This is a genomic window from Enterobacter cloacae, assembly GCF_011078175.1.
GTDB lineage: Bacteria > Pseudomonadota > Gammaproteobacteria > Enterobacterales > Enterobacteriaceae > Enterobacter > Enterobacter cloacae_Q.
In genome coordinates this window covers 20,512-37,725 of the sequence record NZ_JAALCJ010000002.1, presented here as the reverse complement: position 1 = coordinate 37,725, position 17,214 = coordinate 20,512, and the positions used below count along the sequence as shown (strand labels likewise).

At 57.1% G+C, this 17,214-nt stretch carries 14 protein-coding genes; 4 read left to right on the top strand and 10 right to left on the bottom strand.

Annotation, left to right across the window (positions count from 1 at the left end; all coding sequences use genetic code 11):
- Positions 1-29: 29 nt before the first annotated feature.
- The 8 genes from G6Q29_RS04365 to aqpZ form a co-directional block, all read right to left on the bottom strand.
- On the bottom strand, positions 30-1,043 hold the full coding sequence (locus G6Q29_RS04365; RefSeq protein WP_165464675.1) for an NAD-dependent epimerase/dehydratase family protein: 1,014 nt from the start codon (positions 1,041-1,043) through the stop codon (positions 30-32).
- A gap of 92 nt (positions 1,044-1,135) precedes the next feature.
- Positions 1,136-2,572: an SDR family oxidoreductase gene (locus tag G6Q29_RS04360; RefSeq protein ID WP_165464674.1), complete on the bottom strand. Its 1,437-nt coding sequence runs from the start codon at positions 2,570-2,572 to the stop codon at positions 1,136-1,138.
- A 10-nt stretch (positions 2,573-2,582) separates the two neighbouring features.
- Complete coding sequence (gene ltaE / locus G6Q29_RS04355; protein WP_165464673.1) at positions 2,583-3,584, bottom strand: low-specificity L-threonine aldolase; 1,002 nt, start codon at positions 3,582-3,584, stop codon at positions 2,583-2,585.
- Between the two features lie 38 nt (positions 3,585-3,622).
- Positions 3,623-5,341, bottom strand: a complete 1,719-nt coding sequence (poxB, locus tag G6Q29_RS04350; RefSeq protein ID WP_165464672.1) for a ubiquinone-dependent pyruvate dehydrogenase — start codon at positions 5,339-5,341, stop codon at positions 3,623-3,625.
- Positions 5,342-5,654: 313 nt separating this feature from the next.
- Positions 5,655-6,623: an NADH oxidoreductase gene (hcr, locus tag G6Q29_RS04345; protein ID WP_165464671.1), complete on the bottom strand. Its 969-nt coding sequence runs from the start codon at positions 6,621-6,623 to the stop codon at positions 5,655-5,657.
- Between the two features lie 10 nt (positions 6,624-6,633).
- Positions 6,634-8,286 carry a hydroxylamine reductase gene (gene hcp / locus G6Q29_RS04340; protein ID WP_165464670.1) on the bottom strand — a complete coding sequence of 551 codons (1,653 nt, stop codon included), beginning with the start codon at positions 8,284-8,286 and terminating at the stop codon, positions 6,634-6,636.
- Positions 8,287-8,430: 144 nt separating this feature from the next.
- Positions 8,431-9,330, bottom strand: coding sequence for a lysine exporter LysO family protein (locus G6Q29_RS04335; RefSeq protein WP_165464669.1), 900 nt, complete (start codon positions 9,328-9,330; stop codon positions 8,431-8,433).
- Positions 9,331-9,509: 179 nt separating this feature from the next.
- Positions 9,510-10,205 (bottom strand): aquaporin Z, encoded by a 696-nt coding sequence (gene aqpZ, locus G6Q29_RS04330; protein ID WP_165464668.1) that lies wholly within the window; start codon positions 10,203-10,205, stop codon positions 9,510-9,512.
- Between the two features lie 291 nt (positions 10,206-10,496).
- On the opposite strand from aqpZ, the gene G6Q29_RS04325 reads away from it, so the two are divergent.
- Positions 10,497-12,155 carry an ATP-dependent endonuclease gene (locus tag G6Q29_RS04325; RefSeq protein ID WP_165464667.1) on the top strand — a complete coding sequence of 553 codons (1,659 nt, stop codon included), beginning with the start codon at positions 10,497-10,499 and terminating at the stop codon, positions 12,153-12,155.
- On the opposite strand, the gene G6Q29_RS04320 is transcribed toward G6Q29_RS04325, so the two are convergent.
- Positions 12,152-13,108, bottom strand: coding sequence for a VirK/YbjX family protein (locus tag G6Q29_RS04320; protein ID WP_165464666.1), 957 nt, complete (start codon positions 13,106-13,108; stop codon positions 12,152-12,154). The two genes, G6Q29_RS04325 and G6Q29_RS04320, sit on opposite strands and share 4 nt — an antisense overlap.
- A 160-nt stretch (positions 13,109-13,268) precedes the next feature.
- On the opposite strand from G6Q29_RS04320, the gene macA reads away from it, so the two are divergent.
- Together macA and macB are read left to right on the top strand one after the other, a co-directional pair.
- On the top strand, positions 13,269-14,384 hold the full coding sequence (gene macA, locus G6Q29_RS04315; protein ID WP_165464665.1) for a macrolide transporter subunit MacA: 1,116 nt from the start codon (positions 13,269-13,271) through the stop codon (positions 14,382-14,384).
- The gene (gene macB, locus G6Q29_RS04310; RefSeq protein ID WP_165464664.1) at positions 14,381-16,321 is read left to right on the top strand and encodes a macrolide ABC transporter ATP-binding protein/permease MacB; all 1,941 of its coding nucleotides are present in this window, start codon (positions 14,381-14,383) and stop codon (positions 16,319-16,321) included. The genes macA and macB overlap by 4 nt, the downstream gene beginning before the upstream one ends.
- A 69-nt stretch (positions 16,322-16,390) precedes the next feature.
- Here the strand turns inward: macB and cspD are convergent, their stop codons facing one another.
- Positions 16,391-16,612, bottom strand: a complete 222-nt coding sequence (gene cspD, locus G6Q29_RS04305; RefSeq protein WP_006809408.1) for a cold shock-like protein CspD — start codon at positions 16,610-16,612, stop codon at positions 16,391-16,393.
- Positions 16,613-16,879: 267 nt separating this feature from the next.
- Between cspD and clpS the strand changes: the two genes are divergently transcribed.
- The gene (clpS, locus tag G6Q29_RS04300; protein WP_006174393.1) at positions 16,880-17,200 is read left to right on the top strand and encodes an ATP-dependent Clp protease adapter ClpS; all 321 of its coding nucleotides are present in this window, start codon (positions 16,880-16,882) and stop codon (positions 17,198-17,200) included.
- The last annotated feature ends 14 nt before the right edge of the window (positions 17,201-17,214 follow it).

The window sequence follows — 17,214 nt, the reverse complement described above, 5'->3', positions numbered from 1 at the left end:
CTTTTCCCAGTGGGAGAAGGCCCGATTGATTATCGATGAAGTTTCCCGTGATCCCGTAACCATGCCGCCGTACGCATTATCCCTTCATCCAGCGATACAATCGGTTTATACCCCAGCTCGTTCTCTGCGCGCGAAATATCCAGCGTGAAATCAAAGTTGAGCTTCGAGACGCCGTAATGCGTCAGCGCAGGCTCTTTCGCCGATTTACTGCCAAAACGCTCCATGCTGCGGGCGATCATATCCAGCATCGGGTAGGGAACGGAACGGATCCGACAGTCGATCTTTAACTCATCAATCAATCTTTGCACAATGCTGCGCAGGGTACAGGGTTCGCCGTTGGTAATGTTATACGCGCGCCCCGATACCAGCTTATCGCAGTCTGGCTGGCTCGCCAGCCACATGGCGTGAACGGCATTTTCGTAATAGGTCATGTCCACCAGCGCATCGCCGCCGCGGGGTAAGAGCACACTGCCGTAGTGGTGCATCATCTGCGCAAGCCGCGGAATAAACACCTTGTCGTGTGGCCCGAACAGGCTCTGCGGACGCAGCACCGTAAACCGGGTGTGCGGGTTTGACTGGGCCAGCAGGTCGATCACCTCTTCGCCAGCCGCTTTACTGCGGGCAAACTCACAGGCAAAGCGCGCGGGGCGAAAATCTTCCTGAATATCACGATGGTGGTGATAGTCGAAATAGAGCGACGGGGAGGAGATATGAATAAAGTTACGCACGCCCCAGGCGACGGCCCATTCGCCCAGACGACGCGTAGCGCGCACGTTGGCAAGATCGAAGGCTTCCTGAGTGCCCCACGGGGAGGTAAAACTGGAGCAGTGCCACAGCGTGTCAATACCGGCGAGCATCACCTTCGCCTGCGAGGAGACCAGCTCCGTCAGATCGGCATGGACAAATTCAGCGCCCATTTTTTGCAGGAGTTTACCCATCGCCTCATTGCGACCGGTGGCCCTCACGCTGATGCCCTTGTTGCGCAGAAACTCGACCGCATTTCGGCCTAAGCCGCTGGTCGCCCCGGTAACCAGTACCTTCATAACAATCCACTGTGTTGAAAAGAATTTCGTGCGCATTCTTTCGTGAATTACGATGTGTTGCAATGGGAAAGGTGAAAGATTAAGAGTTTTATTTAGTTATTTTCCCGCTTTTCTTCTGCCAGTTGCGCAATCCGTTTCGCCATTCCGCGAAAGATAAACAGGTGTGCCGGGATCATCATCAACCAGTAAAACAGACCCGGCATGCCGTGCGGATGCCACCATGCCCTGACGTCCAGTTCACGATGGTCGCCGTGATCCTTCAGGGTGAAGCAGAGCCGCCCCAGCCCCGGCGCCTTCATGCCAAACAGCAGTGCCAGCTGTTTATCGGGCTCAACAATAATCACCTTCCAGCTGTCGACGGTATCGCCCACCTTCAGCCAGGGATGGGCAGGGCGGCCTTTTGCCAGCCGGTGACCGACCAGCAGATCCAGCGCGCCGCGCGTTTGCCACAGAATATTGCCGAAGAAATAGCGCTCTTTGCCGCCGATCTGGTTCACAACTTCCCACAGCGCTCCCAGGCTGGCCGTGGTTTTTACCGTATAGCCCGCCTGTTTCGGATAATAGCCGTACTCGGGCCGCCAGCGGGCAAAGGCCTGCGCGTCATAGCCCCAGTCGCTGGAGTTGACCAGCTTCTCTTCCTCTTTGAGCGTATTGCGTACCGCGTCATCGAAGCGGATCAGTTCCTGAGGGATCAGCGCACGCAGCGCGCGATCGTCCGCCAGGAGATCGTGCTTCAGCCCCTGGATCAGCGCTTTGGCGGTGGTCGGCGGGACGGAGGTGATCACATTTAAAAACCAGACTGAGATCCAGCGGGTCGGGAAGGGGATGGGGATCAGCCAGCGGTGGCGTCCGCTGACGCGCATGAAATGTTCGAACTGCTCCTGATAGCTCAGCACTTCCGGGCCTGCCGCCTCCAGCACGCGATGGTGCTCCGCCGGGTGATCGAGCAGAGCCACCAGATAATGCAGTAAATTCTCCAGCGCAATGGGCGTGGTGCGTGAGCGTACCCAGCGCGGCGGCGTCAGTACTGGCAGGTTGTAAACCATATCGCGCATCACCTCGAAAGCGGCGGAACCCGCGCCGACGATGATCCCTGCCCGCAGTTCGGTAACGGGAATATCGGCGCTGCGCAACGTGTCTGCCGTCAGCTGGCGGGCGCGCAGATGGTCGGACTGCTCGTTCTCTGGCGCCTGGAGCGAGCTTAAAAAAATCACCTGCTTTACCGGGGTTTGCAGCAGCGCATCGCGGACGTTCATCGCCACCTGACGCTCGTGGGCGATAAAATCGCCGCCTTCGCCCATGCTGTGAACAAGATAGTAAAGCGTATCGACCCCTTCCAGCAGCCCAGGAAGCGCCTTCGGCCAGCTAAGGTCGACGTTATGACACGTCACGCCAGTCAAATGTAGCTTTTGCAGACGCTCGGTGTTGCGTGCCGCTGCCAGCACCTGGTGCCCCTGCTGGCTTAACGCCGTGGTCAGATGCTGACCGATATACCCGCTGGCGCCGAGCACCAGAATACGTTGCGGCACGCTATGCTCCTTAACGCTGTAAAAACGCCTGCCAGTGTTTCACCACCTCGGCCAGCTGCTCGCGGTTAACGTCAAGATGCATCACCAAACGCACTACAGGAGAGGCGTTGATCAGTACGCCGCGCGCTTTCATAAATTCGCCCAGCGCGGTAGCTTGCTCGTCACCCACGCGCACAAACAGCATGTTAGTGTCGTGACGCATCACGTCGGCGCCAATCTCGCGCAGCTGCGTGGCCATCCACGCGGCGTTATCGTGATCGTCCTTCAGGCGCGCCACGTTGTTTTTCAGAGCATAAAGGCCAGCCGCCGCCAGAATCCCCGCCTGGCGCATGCCACCACCGGTCATTTTACGCCAGCGGTTGGCGCGTTTGATGTAATCGGCATTGCCGACCAGCAGAGAACCCACTGGCGTACCCAGCCCTTTTGAGAGGCAAATGGTGAACGAGTCGCAATATTGGGCGATCTCTTTCAACTCGCAGCCGTAGGCCACCACGGCGTTAAATATACGCGCGCCGTCAACGTGCAGGCCGAGCTTACGCTCGCGGGTAAAGTCCCATGCGGCTTTAAGGTATTCGCGCGGCAGGACTTTACCGTTATGGGTATTTTCGAGACTGAGCAGTTTCGTGCGGGCGAAGTGAATATCGTCGGCTTTAATTTTTGCCGCAACGTTATCCAGCGGCAGGGATCCGTCCGGCGCGGCGTCAATCGGCTGCGGCTGGATGCTGCCAAGCACCGCCGCACCGCCGGCTTCGTACAAATAGTTATGCGCCCCCTGGCCGACGATATACTCTTCGCCGCGCTCGCAGTGGCTGAGCAGCGCCACCAGATTAGCCTGCGTGCCGGTGGGCAGGAACAGGGCGGCCTCTTTACCGCTCAGCTCTGCTGCATAGCGCTGGAGTTCGTTGACCGTCGGGTCATCGCCGTAGACGTCGTCCCCGACCGGAGCGGCCATCATCTCTTCGAGCATGGCGCGGCCCGGACGGGTAACGGTATCACTACGTAAATCAATCATTTCACATCCCTTTATTTTAAGAGGTCTTGTGAAATGTTTTACCTGAGCCAGTTGGTTTTTGCCAGTTCGATCACTTCGTCACCGCGCCCGCTGATGATAGCGCGCAGCATGTAGAGGCTAAAACCTTTGGCCTGTTCCAGCTTGATTTGCGGCGGGATCGCCAGCTCTTCTTTGGCCACCACCACATCCACCAGCACCGGGCCGTCGATGGAGAAGGCGCGTTGCAGGGCGCCGTCCACCTCGGAGGCTTTTTCTACCCGGATACCGGTGATGCCGCAGGCTTCGGCGATGCGGGCAAAGTTAGTGTCGTGCAGCTCGGTGCCGTCCGTGAGGTAACCTCCGGCCTTCATCTCCATCGCCACGAAGCCCAGCACGCTGTTATTAAAGACCACGATTTTCAGCGGCAGCTTCATCTGCGCCACCGACAGGAAATCTCCCATCAGCATACTGAACCCGCCGTCGCCGCACATCGCCACCACCTGACGTTCCGGTGCCGTCGCTTTTGCGCCCAGCGCCTGCGGCATGGCGTTGGCCATTGAGCCATGGTTGAACGAACCCAGCAGGCGACGTTTGCCGTTCATTTTCAGATAGCGTGCAGCCCACACGGTGGGGGTGCCTACGTCGCAAGTGAAGATGGCATCGTCGTCGGCGAAGTGGCTGATCTGCTGCGCCAGATACTGCGGGTGGATGGCTTTATCGCTCGGTTTGGCGAGATCGTCCAGCCCCTTGCGCGCATCGCGATAGTCGCTCAGGGCTTTATCAAGGAATTTACGGTCCGTTTTTTCTTCCAGCAGCGGCAGCAGGGCGGCGAGGGTAGATTTGATATCGCCGATAAGCGCCATATCGACCTTGCTGTGCGCGCCGATGCTGCCGGGATTAATGTCGATCTGGATAATTTTGGCGTCCGTCGGGTAGAACGCGCGGTACGGGAACTGGGTGCCGAGCAGGATCAGCGTGTCGGCGTTCATCATGGTGTGGAAGCCGCTGGAAAAACCGATCAGCCCGGTCATGCCGACATCGTACGGGTTATCGTATTCAACGTGCTCTTTCCCGCGCAGGGCGTGCACAACTGGCGCCTTGAGCTTGCCGGCAAATTCCACCAGTTCTTTATGCGCGCCGGCGCAGCCGCTGCCGCACATCAGGGCAATATTGCTGGAGTATCGCAGCAGTTGCGCCAGCTTTTTCAGCTCTTCATCCGCAGGGGTAATGGTTGGCTGTGGCGCAGAGTACCAGTGAGTGGTGGCGGTTTCAGGGGCGGCCTTCAGCGCCACGTCCCCCGGCAGCACAACCACCGAAACTCCGCGATTCAGCACCGCCTTACGCATGGCTATCGCCAGCACCTGCGGGATCTGCTCCGGTGATGAGACCAGCTCGCAATAGTGGCTGCATTCACGGAACAGCTCCTGCGGATGCGTCTCCTGAAAATAGCCGCTACCGATTTCAGATGACGGAATGTGAGCCGCAATCGCCAGCACCGGAACATGATTGCGGTGACAGTCGAACAGACCGTTGATGAGGTGCAGGTTTCCCGGTCCGCAGGAACCCGCACAGACAGCGAGTTCACCCGTAAGCTGCGCTTCGGCACCGGCAGCAAAGGCGGCGACCTCTTCATGGCGGGTGGGCATCCACTCAATGGTCTTCATCTTGTTAAGGCTATCGCTGAGTCCGTTCAGAGAGTCGCCGGTGACGCCCCAGATACGCTTTACGCCAGCCTGCTCAAGGGTTTTCGCTATGTATGCAGCCACGGTTTGTTTCATGGTTGTCCGTCTCCTTTTTGTGATATCGCTTACAAGCTTAGAAGAAAGTGACTGTATTGCCTGTTCAGTATTCTTAATGTACAGGTGGTTTTTTCTGCGCGTCGCGCCTGGCAAAGTCAAACAAATAACGGGCTGCCGTACAGGCAGTAGGCACAACGTAGGCCGGGTAAACGTAGTGCCACCCGGCAAAAAGCCCGGTGGCGCTGACGCTTACCGGGCCTACAGGAGTTACGAAGGCAAATGCGCTGGCCTGCACGCATAAAAAAGCCCGGTGGCGTTGACGCTTACCGGGCTTGAGGTGAACCGCGACAGATTATGCGAGCACCAAATCACCCTGCGGATGGCACGAACATGCCAGCACGTAACCGTCTGCAATTTCCGCGTCGGTCAGCGTCATGGTGCTGGTGACGGTGTACTCACCGGAAATCACTTTGGTCTTGCAGCATCCGCACACCCCAGCGCGGCAGGCTGCCGCTACCGGCACGTTGTTGCTTTCCAGCGCTTCAAGCAGCGTAGTGCCCACGCGGCCAAAGAAGGTCTGCGCCGGTTGCAGCTTCGTGAACTTCATCCCGCTGGTTGCCGCTTCCGCCACGGGTGTGAAGAACTGCTCTTTGAAGAAGCGGGTCACGCCGAGCGCTTTCACTTCTTTCTCCACGATCTCCATGTACGGTGCCGGGCCACAGGTCATCACGGTACGATCCGCAATGTCCGGCACGCTTTGCAGCAGCTCGCGGCTTAGCCGGCCCGCCACGAAACCGTGCGTGGCGTTATTTTCCGCGACCAGCGTCACCGGGTAGTTGCGCCACTCGTCGGCAAAAATCACATCTTCCGGAGAACGCACGCTGAAGATGACCTGCACGTCGGCCTGCGGGCGGTTCTTCGCCAGCCAGCGACGCATCGACATAATTGGCGTCACGCCACAGCCCGCCGCCAGCAGCAGGAATTTATCCTCCGCTTTATCGTCGCAGGTGAAATCGCCCTGGGCGTCAGACAGCCAGATATAGTCTCCGCGCTTCACGTCACGGGTCAGCCATTGCGAGCCGGCACCGTCATCAATGCGGCGAATGGTAAGCGTGATGTATTCGCTCACGCCCGGCGTTGAGGAAATCGTGTAGGCGCGCAGAGTGTCCGCCGAATTGCGCACACTGACCAGCGCATACTGACCTGCACGGTACGGATAGTAATCGTGGCAAATCAGTGAGAGCGTCCACACATCAGGCGTCTCCTGGTGGATGTGATGAACCTGCATCCGCCACGGACATTGTGAGGTTGGCATGGTCATGAATTACTCCTTACGCGCTCAGCAGCTGCTTCATATCGTCTTCAACGTTGGTCACGGAACGCAGACCAAATTTCTCGTTCAGCACGGCCAGCAGATCCGGCGTCAGGAAGCCCGGCGCGGTTGGCCCGGTGACGATGTTGGTCACCCCGAGAGAGAGCAGGGTCAGCAGGATCACGATCGCTTTTTGCTCGAACCACGAGAGCACCAGCGACAGCGGCAGATCGTTCACGCCGCAGCCCAGTTTCTCTGCCAGCGTGACCGCCAGAATGATGGCTGAATACGCATCGTTACATTGACCGGCATCCACCAGGCGCGGAAGACCTTCGATGTTGCCGAAGTCCAGCTTGTTGAAACGGTACTTACCGCAGGCCAGGGTCAGGATCAGGCAGTCTTCCGGCACGCGGGTGGCAAAATCGGTGAAGTAGTTACGTTCCCCGCGCGCGCCGTCACAGCCGCCGATCAGGAAGATGTGGCGCAGTTTTTCACGGCTGACGAGGTCAATCAGGGAATCTGCCGCACCCAGTAAGGTTTCACGGCCAAAACCGACGGTGATCAGGTGCGGAATTTCGCTGTACGGGAAGCCTGCCATCTGCTGCGCCTGGGCGATAACCGGACCGAAATCGTCGCCTTCGAGGTGGCTCACGCCCGGCCAGCCGACGATGCTGCGGGTCCAGATGCGGTCGTCATATGCGCCCACCGTCGGGTCGATGATGCAGTTAGAGGTCATTACGATAGGGCCAGGGAAGCGGGCAAATTCAACCTGCTGGTTCTGCCAGCCGCTGCCGTAGTTACCGATCAGATGTTTAAATTTACGCAGCTCCGGGTAGCCGTGAGCAGGCAGCATTTCGCCGTGGGTATAAACGTTAACGCCGGTGCCTTCGGTCTGCTTCAGCAGGTTGTAGAGATCTTTCAGGTCGTGGCCGGAGATGAGGATGCATTTGCCCTCGGTCGCCTTAACGTTGACCTGCGTTGGTGTCGGGTGCCCGTAAGTGCTGGTTTCCCCGGCATCCAGAATGCTCATCACGCGGAAGTTCATCTGACCGATTTCCATTGAGCACTCAAGCAGAGCATTCATATCGGAAGGCCAGGTGCCCAGCCACGCCATGATTTTGTGGTACTGAGCGTAAATATCGTTGTCGTACTGGCCGAGAACGTGCGCGTGTTCCATATAGGCCGCAGCGCCTTTCAGGCCGTACAGGCACAGCAGACGCAGGCCGAGGATGTTCTCGCCAATTGCCGCTTTGTCTTTATTTGGAGTGAATTCTGCGGCCTGACGCTGTAGCTCGCCCAGGTCGTCGCTCACCAGCTGTAGTTCTGCCATCGGATTGTCCACGCGGGCGCTGGCATCGGCATTCAGGCATTGCGCTTTAAGGGCTTCACGCAGGGCAATTGCTTCGCGTGCATAGCCCACAATGCGTGGAGAATCGAAGTTAACGTTGGTCAGCGTGGAGAAAAATGCGCGCGGCGCAAAGCTGTCGACATAGTGATCGACAATGCCATATTCACGGGCTTTGAAGGCCCAGGCGGACAAGCCTTGCAGCGCAGCAATCAGCAGATCCTGGAGATCGGACGTTTCTGCGGTTTTGCCGCACATACCCTGCGCGTAAGAGCAGCCGTTGCCTGCTGGGGTACGGATGGTTTGTTCACATTGCACACAAAACATAATCACACCTGTTAAAGTTATATTTGATATACATGTTTAAGGTTATGCCTGTGCCACAACGGAGAAAAGTGCTTTCTTAGACTAAGTGGAGGGTTATTGATTTAGCGCAATTTTGGCGGCAGGTTCACTACCGCCAAAGCAGTATCAGGCTGAGAAGAACGCCATCAGAATGGGGACCAGCAGGCTCAGAATAAAGCCGTGTACGATGGCGGCTGGAACCATTTCCAGCCCCCCCGAGCGCTGCAACACCGGCAGGGTAAAGTCCATTGAGGTGGCCCCGCACAGGCCCAGCGCGGTAGAGCGGCTGCGGCGTACCAGACCGGGGATCAGCATGATGGCTATCAGCTCGCGCGCCAGATCGTTAAAGAAGGCGGCGCTGCCGATCACCGGGCCAAACGATTCGGTCAGCAGAATACCGGATAGCGAATACCAGCCAAAACCGGATGCCATCGCCAGGCTGGTTTTTAGCGGCAGGTCGAGAATAAAGGCGTTAATCACGCCCCCCGCCAGTGAGCTGGCCACAACGATAACGGCAACCATCATGCCCCGGCGGTTAAGGACAATCTGCTTCAGCGTCATGCCATTATTTCGCAGCTGAATACCAATCAGGAAGAGCAGGAAAATAAGCGTATATTCGCTGGCCTCCGTTGCGTGCTGTAAAAATGCCCAGCCGGTCAGCCCCAGTAAAAAACCGAGTACCACCACGCCGCACAGCTTTAATGATTCCAGCGCCATCGCAATACGGGAGGGGAGCTTTTCCTGATGGTGGTGATTTTTCCAGGGAATAGCGCGTTCCAGCCAGAACAGTGCGGCAATATTGCACAGCAGAATAACCACTACCGTAACCGCAGAATAATGCAGGATGGAAAGCAGGTTCGTCGCCAGATTATCCAGGAAGGCCAGGCTGATCCCCATAAAGAACAGAATGACGTAAACGATCCAGCTGAGTAAACGATTAATAAGCTTTAAGGCCGATTCATGACGCAGCGGAATAAGGTAGCCCACAATCAGGGGCAGAAGAATGATGAGGAGTCCTGAGAACATGAACAGCCGGTCCTTTTGAGTATCAGTTAAGCGCCAAAGACACTACCCAATAAAGACTGTAAGGTAAAGCTACAAAAAAAGCCGGGTGGCGGCTACGCCTTACCCGGCTTGTATATATGAGGTTGTGCGGCCTCTAGCCTTCACCCCGCCCCTCTCCCACGGGGAGAGGGAGAAAACCATTAATCGCGTTTTTCCAGCAGGGTACGATACAACACGCCGCCCAGAATACCGCCGATAATTGGCATCACCCAGAACAGCCACAGCTGATCAAGCGCCCAGCCGCCCTGGAAAATAGCCACCGCGGTGCTGCGCGCCGGGTTAACGGAGGTGTTGGTCACCGGAATGGAGATCAGGTGAATCAGCGTCAGCGCCAGACCAATAGCGATGGGAGCAAAGCCCGCAGGCGCGTATTTGTCCGTTGCGCCGTGGATCACCAACAGGAAACCTGCGGTGAGCACAATTTCAATCACGATAGCAGACAACATTGAGTAGCCGCCTGGAGAGTGTTCGCCGAAGCCGTTCGACGCAAAACCGCTGGCCGCGGCGTCAAACCCGGTTTTTCCGCTGGCAATCACGTACAGCACCGCCGCGGCAATAATACCGCCAATAACCTGGGCAATAATATAGCCAATAATCTCTTTCGCCGGGAAACGTCCGCCCGCCCATAAACCTAACGTGACCGCCGGATTGAAATGACCGCCGGAAATATGGCCCACAGCGAATGCCATCGTTAATACGGTTAAACCGAATGCCAGCGCGACGCCGACAAAGCCAATACCTAATTCCGGAAATGCGGCTGCCAGTACTGCGCTACCGCAGCCACCAAACACCAGCCAGAATGTACCAAAGCATTCTGCCGCTAATTTTCTGAACATAACCACCTCAATAATAAACGTCCGCGCCCATTCCTGCGCACGGGTTATATCGCCATAAAGGGATGACGACTCAAAGAGCCAGTATTTTGAAACCATCAACATCCCTTCGCCACTCAAATAAATTCACTAAATTTGATTTAAGGCAATGTGATGTCAATCCTTGTTCAGATCGCAGGTAATTAGAGAATAGTCCAGTAATTAAAGGGGCGTATATTCTGCTGTCGTGACCCACAGCCTGCCGCTATACTGCTGATAATTTGAAGGAAAAAGTGGCCGAAATGCGGGGGATGTATGCTACTCGAACGTGTGGAGATTGTCGGGTTTCGCGGGATTAACCGCCTGTCACTGCAACTGGAACAGAACAACGTCCTGATAGGCGAAAATGCCTGGGGTAAATCCAGTCTGCTGGATGCCCTGACGCTGCTGCTTTCGCCCGAAGAGAAGCTGTACCATTTCGTTCATGATGACTTCTGGTTTCCGCCGGGGGATGTCAACGGACGCGAGAAACATCTGCATATCATACTGACCTTCCGCGAATCTGAGCCTGGTCGCCATCGCGTGCGTCGTTTTCGCCCAATGTCGCCCTGCTGGGTGCCTTGTGAAGATGGTTTCCATCGTATTTTCTATCGCCTTGAGGGCGAAATGGCGCAAAAAGACGGGGTGTTAACCCTGCGTGAATTCCTTGATGAGAAGGGGAATACGATCCCGCTCGATAATATTGACGAGCTTGCCCGCCATCTTATCCGCCTCTCCCCCGTGTTGCGCTTACGAGACGCGCGCTTTATGCGGCGGATCCGCAACGGCACCGTGCCGAATATGCCCGAGGTGGAAGTGACCGCCCGCGAACTGGATTTCCTCGCCCGTGAACTGGTCTCACGGCCGCAGAACCTCACCGACGGCCAGATCCGTCAGGGACTGTCTGCCATGGTCCAACTGCTGGAGCACTACTTCTCCGAGCAGGGTACGGGGCAGGCGCGCCACCGCCTGATGCGTCGCCGCTCGCACGATGAACAACGAAGCTGGCGCTATCTCGATATCATCAACCGCATGATCGACCGCCCCGGCGGGCGCACGCATCGGGTGATCCTGCTGGGATTGTTCTCCACGCTTTTACAGGCGAAAGGGACGGTGCGCCTGGATCGGGACGCGCGCCCGCTACTGCTGGTGGAAGATCCGGAAACGCGGCTGCACCCAATTATGCTTTCCGTAGCCTGGCATCTTCTGAATCTGCTGCCGTTGCAGCGAGTCACCACCACGAATTCTGGCGAGCTGCTCTCCCTGACCCCGGTGGAGTATGTCTGCCGCCTGGTGCGTGAATCGTCGCGCGTCACCGCCTACCGGCTCGGGCCCGGCGGGTTAAATGCCGAAGATGGCCGACGCATTGCGTTTCATATCCGTTTTAACCGTGCCTCTTCCCTGTTTGCCCGCTGCTGGTTGCTGGTGGAAGGGGAAACGGAAACCTGGGTAATAAACGAGCTGGCTCGCCAGTGCGGGCACCACTTTGACGCCGAAGGGATCAAAGTGATCGAATTTGCTCAGTCGGGCCTAAAGCCGCTGATCAAATTTGCGCGCCGGATGGGGATCGAGTGGCACGTGCTGGTGGATGGCGATGAGGCGGGTAAAAAATATGCGGCGACCGTGCGCAGCCTGCTCAATAACGATCGAGAGGCGGAGCGTGAACATCTGACCGCGCTGCCTGCGATGGACATGGAGCACTTTATGTACCGCCAGGGCTTTGACGACGTCTTTCACCGCGTGGCGATGATCCCGGTGGATGTGCCCATGAATATGCGTCGGGTGATTGCCAAAGCGATCCACCGGTCGTCAAAACCGGATTTGGCCATTGAAGTCGCGACGGAAGCGGGCAGGCGAGGCGTGGAGTCGGTGCCCACGCTGCTGCGTAAAATGTTCTCCCGCGTCCTCTGGCTGGCGCGCGGGAGGGCCGACTAACGGGCAGTCGCCTGCGAAACCTGTTGGATCAGGCTATCAAGCAGGGCATAGCGGCGGCGGTATTCGGACCGTTTTTTACTCGCAATCTCTTCCATGGGTTTGCGTGGCATGGTTAGCGGCAGGGAAAAGTTGCCGTTATCCTGCTGCTGTCCGCCAAGGGAGCGCCAGAAGCTGTCATAGTCTGCCAGCAATTTTCCCTCTTTTTTCTTGCGATAGCGCCAGCTGCGGTAGATGTGGGTGGCGTTACTTACCGCGAGGATCTGCTCGACGGGGAAGGCGCCTGCCAGCGTCATGACCGCTTCAACCAGCAGACGTTTTGGGAACAGTCCGTGACAGGCTTTGGTCGCCAGCTGAATGTGCTCGTGCGCGACATGCGCTTTTGCCCCCTGCATTCCGCCGATGAAGAGCGTTGACTTGCCCTGATATTGGCACAGCGTAAACGTCAGCTCAGCCAGCACCGTATTCTGGTGATCGCAAAACGTGAGGGTCGCTTCCCCTTCTTTGTCCAGAAACGCATCCGCGCTCAGGCGAACGCTAAACTGCTGCTCCTCTTTGCCCGTTAACGTCACCAGCGTGGTGCCCTGGCTGGAAAGGTAACCGTTCAGCAGCGACGCCGGAAGATGGCGGCTCATCATTTGATAGTGATCGTTCAATGCGTCCAGCGTATTCTGGCGGCCCATATTGACGGTCAGCCATGGGCGGTGCAGCCGGCACGGCAGGCCGGGCTGTACGCGCAGGATCTGCATCAGACGGGGCTGTTTAGCAAGGTTTCCGAGCAGGCGCGCGGTGGTGAACGGCGTTGCCAGCGAGCGCAACATAAACTTACGTCGATAGGCCGGATTTTTCCATGCCAGCCCCGGCGTGAGGGAACCCGATGCCAGACTTTTGAACAATTGCCAGCCCGATTTAGGCTGGGGCAGCGTTGAATAGGGTGTATCGACGATGGAAGACATGTTAGATCCTGCTTCTGGTGGAATATCGCTATTTCAGCAGGCGCTTTATCAACATCGGGTAAACAATTCCCGACGAATTACGGGGATCGGGGGTTTCGTTGAGGAGTGGTTTAGATAAAATCAACGGTGATAATAGCCAGAACAATTATTTGGAATATTTATGAACCTGAAGGGAAAACGCAGAAAGCTGTTTCTGCTGCTGGCGGTAGTGGTGTTAGCGGGCGGATTCTGGTTATGGAAGGTGCTGAACGCGCCGGTACCGCAGTATCAAACGCTGATTGTTCGCCCGGGCGAACTACAACAAAACGTGCTGGCGACCGGGAAACTGGATGCCCTGCGTAAGGTTGACGTGGGCGCGCAGGTCAGCGGCCAGTTAAAAACCCTGTCGGTTGAAATTGGCGATAAGGTTAAAAAAGGCCAGCTGCTGGGCGTGATCGATCCTGAGCAGGCGCAAAACCAGATCCGCGAAGTGGAAGCGACGCTGATGGAGCTACGCGCCCAGCGCGCTCAGGCTCAGGCGGAGCGTAATCTTGCCCAGGTCACCCTGACGCGCCAGCAGGCGCTGGCCAAAACGCAGGCCATTTCGAAGCAGGATCTGGACACTGCCGCCACGGAGCTGGCGGTGAAGCAGGCGCAGATTGGCACCATCGACGCGCAGATCAAGCGGAATCAGGCCTCGCTGGATACGGCGAAAACCAACCTCGATTACACGCAAATCGTTGCGCCAATGGCCGGGGAAGTGACGCAGATAACCACCCTGCAAGGCCAGACGGTGATCGCCGCGCAGCAGGCGCCGAACATTCTGACCCTGGCGGATATGAGCACCATGCTGGTGAAAGCCCAGGTATCTGAAGCGGACGTCATTCATCTTAAGCCGGGGCAGAAAGCCTGGTTTACGGTGCTGGGCGACCCGCAGACGCGCTATGAAGGCGTGCTGAAGGACATTCTGCCGACGCCGGAAAAGGTCAACGACGCTATTTTCTACTACGCCCGTTTTGAGGTGCCAAATCCGCAGGGGGTGCTGCGTCTTGATATGACTGCCCAGGTCCATATCCAGCTGACGGGCGTGAAGAATGTGCTGACGGTTCCGCTCTCGGCGCTGGGGGAATCTGCCGGGGACAATCGCTATAAGGTGAAAGTGTTGCGCAACGGCGAAACCCGCGAACGGGAAGTGGTGATTGGCGCGCGTAATGACACTGACGTGGTGGTAGTGAAAGGGCTGGAAGAGGGTGAAGAAGTGGTCACCAGCGAAAGCCTGCCCGGAGCCCCGCAATGACGGCGCTGCTTGAGCTGAATGACATTCGTCGCAGCTACCCGTCCGGCGACGGGCCGGTGGAGGTGCTGAAAGGCATCTCCCTGCGCGTTGAAGCGGGCGAAATGGTGGCGATTGTCGGCGCGTCCGGCTCGGGTAAATCGACGCTGATGAATATCCTCGGCTGTCTGGATAAGCCCACCAGCGGCACCTATCGCGTAGCCGGGACGGATGTTTCCACTCTGGACGGCGACGCGCTGGCGAGGCTCCGCCGCGAGCATTTTGGCTTCATCTTCCAGCGTTACCATCTGCTTTCCCATCTGAGCGCGGCGCAGAACGTGGAAGTGCCGGCAGTGTATGCAGGCGTCGAGCGCAAAAAACGCCTCGAACGCGCGAAGGCGCTGTTAACGCGTCTTGGGCTGGCAGAACGTGTTGATTATCAGCCTTCGCAGCTTTCCGGTGGCCAGCAGCAGCGGGTAAGTATTGCCCGCGCGCTGATGAACGGCGGACAGGTGATCCTCGCCGATGAGCCCACCGGCGCGCTCGACAGCCATTCCGGCGAAGAGGTGATGGCGATCCTGCATCAGCTTCGCGATCAGGGGCACACGGTGATTATCGTCACCCACGATCCGCAGGTGGCGGCGCAGGCCGAACGCATCATTGAGATCCGCGACGGTGAGTTAATCAGCAACCCGCCGCCGCGTCAGTCCAGAGCGGCGGCACCGAAAGAAGCCTTGCCAGCGTCCACCGGCTGGGGACAGTTTTCCAGCGGTTTCCGCGAGGCGCTGACCATGGCCTGGCTGGCGATGGCGGCCAACAAAATGCGCACTCTGCTGACCATGCTTGGCATCATTATCGGTATTGCCTCGGTGGTGTCGATTGTGGTGGTGGGCGATGCGGCGAAACAGCTGGTGCTGGCGGATATTCGCGCCATCGGGACTAACACCATCGACGTTTACCCCGGCAAAGATTTCGGCGACGACGAGCCGCAGTATCAGCAGGCGCTGAAATATGACGATCTGGCGGCTATTCAGAAGCAGCCGTGGGTCAATTCCGCCACGCCTGCCGTCTCGCAAAACCTGCGTCTGCGCTACGGCAACATCGACGTGGCGGCCAGCGCTAACGGCGTCAGCGGAGATTACTTCAACGTCTACGGCATGACCTTTAGCGAAGGGGCGACCTTTAACGCAGAACAGCTGGCGGGCAGGGCGCAGGTGGTGGTGCTGGACGCTAACTCGCGCAGGCAGCTTTTCCCCAATAAAACCCGTGTGGTGGGGGAAGTAATCCTGGTGGGTAACATGCCCGCTACGGTGATTGGTGTAGCGGAGGAGAAACAGTCGATGTTTGGCAGCAGCAAAATTTTGCGCGTCTGGCTGCCGTACAGCACCATTTCCGGGCGCATCATGGGGCAGTCGTGGCTCAACTCCATTACCGTGCGCGTGAAGGAGGGTTATGACAGCGCGCTGGCCGAACAGCAGCTTGAGCGGCTGCTCACTCTGCGCCACGGGAAAAAGGATTTCTTCACCTGGAACATGGACGGCCTCTTGAAAACGGCGGAAAAGACCACACGTACTCTTCAGCTGTTCCTGACGCTGGTGGCGGTGATTTCGCTGGTCGTCGGCGGGATAGGGGTGATGAACATTATGCTGGTGTCGGTGACCGAACGTACGCGGGAGATCGGCATCCGCATGGCGGTCGGGGCCAGAGCCAGCGACGTGCTCCAGCAATTTTTGATTGAAGCGGTGCTGGTGTGTCTGGTGGGAGGCGCGATGGGGATTGCGCTCTCGATGATGATCGCCTTCGCGCTCCAGCTCTTTTTACCGGGGTGGGAGATTGGCTTCTCACCGATGGCGATCCTCACCGCGTTTTTGTGTTCAACGTTTACCGGTATTTTGTTTGGCTGGCTGCCGGCGCGAAACGCGGCGCGGCTGGATCCGGTGGATGCGCTGGCTCGGGAATAACCTGAAAATAAAAATGCCAGCCGATCGGGCTGGCATTTTGCCTGCGTGGTGTACACAATGAATCAGAGGCTATGCAACCGTTTCTGCTTCAACGGGCACGATAAGACTGGCGTGATTGCCTTTTGGCCCCTGGTGTACATCAAACCGGACGGACTGCCCGGCTTTGAGCGTCCTGTAACCATCCATCTGAATGGTGGAATAGTGAGCGAAGATATCCTCGCCGCCGCCTTCGGGGCAAATGAAGCCAAACCCCTTGGCGTTGTTGAACCACTTAACAGTACCCATTTCCATGCTTCGACATCCTTCGTAAATCTTATAAATTAAGATGGAATGAACCGGTGGTGGAGTGGGGGCTGTTCAAAACCTCGCCATCTCACGCTTGTACAATTTAGAGAAACGGAAGAAGCCGTCAAGCGTTTGGCGCTGGAGTTGGGACAATAATCAATCAAAATTTGAGGCAGTTAACGCTATTGCAACAGTTTGTGACAGACATCGCGGATGACAGTAATAGATGATTGTTATCTAACATCTGAGGTAGATTCAAAGTGGTTATGCATAATGGGTAAGACCAACGATTGGCTGGATTTTGATCAGCTGGCGGAAGATAAAGTGCGCGACGCGCTAAAACCGCCATCTATGTATAAAGTTATGTTAATGAACGATGATTACACGCCGATGGAATTTGTTATTGACGTGCTACAAAAGTTCTTTTCTTATGATGTTGAACGTGCAACGCAACTGATGCTTACCGTTCATTATCGTGGCAAAGCGATCTGCGGCATCTTTACAGCCGAAGTCGCGGAAACCAAAGTAGCGATGGTGAACGACTATGCAAGGGAGAACGAGCATCCGTTGCTGTGTACGCTGGAAAAGGCCTGATAAGGCATAAAATT

Bases quoted from the DNA above. Each gene is read 5' to 3' on its own strand.
- ltaE (WP_165464673.1), bottom strand. From the start codon at position 3,584: ATGATTGATTTACGTAGTGATACCGTTACCCGTCCGGGCCGCGCCATG.
- G6Q29_RS04365 (WP_165464675.1), bottom strand. From the start codon at position 1,043: ATGAAGGTACTGGTTACCGGGGCGACCAGCGGCTTAGGCCGAAATGCG.
- G6Q29_RS04320 (WP_165464666.1), bottom strand. From the start codon at position 13,108: ATGTCTTCCATCGTCGATACACCCTATTCAACGCTGCCCCAGCCTAAA.
- hcp (WP_165464670.1), bottom strand. From the start codon at position 8,286: ATGTTTTGTGTGCAATGTGAACAAACCATCCGTACCCCAGCAGGCAAC.
- macB (WP_165464664.1), top strand. From the start codon at position 14,381: ATGACGGCGCTGCTTGAGCTGAATGACATTCGTCGCAGCTACCCGTCC.
- G6Q29_RS04325 (WP_165464667.1), top strand. From the start codon at position 10,497: ATGCTACTCGAACGTGTGGAGATTGTCGGGTTTCGCGGGATTAACCGC.
- cspD (WP_006809408.1), bottom strand. From the start codon at position 16,612: ATGGAAATGGGTACTGTTAAGTGGTTCAACAACGCCAAGGGGTTTGGC.
- macA (WP_165464665.1), top strand. From the start codon at position 13,269: ATGAACCTGAAGGGAAAACGCAGAAAGCTGTTTCTGCTGCTGGCGGTA.
- G6Q29_RS04335 (WP_165464669.1), bottom strand. From the start codon at position 9,330: ATGTTCTCAGGACTCCTCATCATTCTTCTGCCCCTGATTGTGGGCTAC.
- clpS (WP_006174393.1), top strand. From the start codon at position 16,880: ATGGGTAAGACCAACGATTGGCTGGATTTTGATCAGCTGGCGGAAGAT.
- hcr (WP_165464671.1), bottom strand. From the start codon at position 6,623: ATGACCATGCCAACCTCACAATGTCCGTGGCGGATGCAGGTTCATCAC.
- aqpZ (WP_165464668.1), bottom strand. From the start codon at position 10,205: ATGTTCAGAAAATTAGCGGCAGAATGCTTTGGTACATTCTGGCTGGTG.
- poxB (WP_165464672.1), bottom strand. From the start codon at position 5,341: ATGAAACAAACCGTGGCTGCATACATAGCGAAAACCCTTGAGCAGGCT.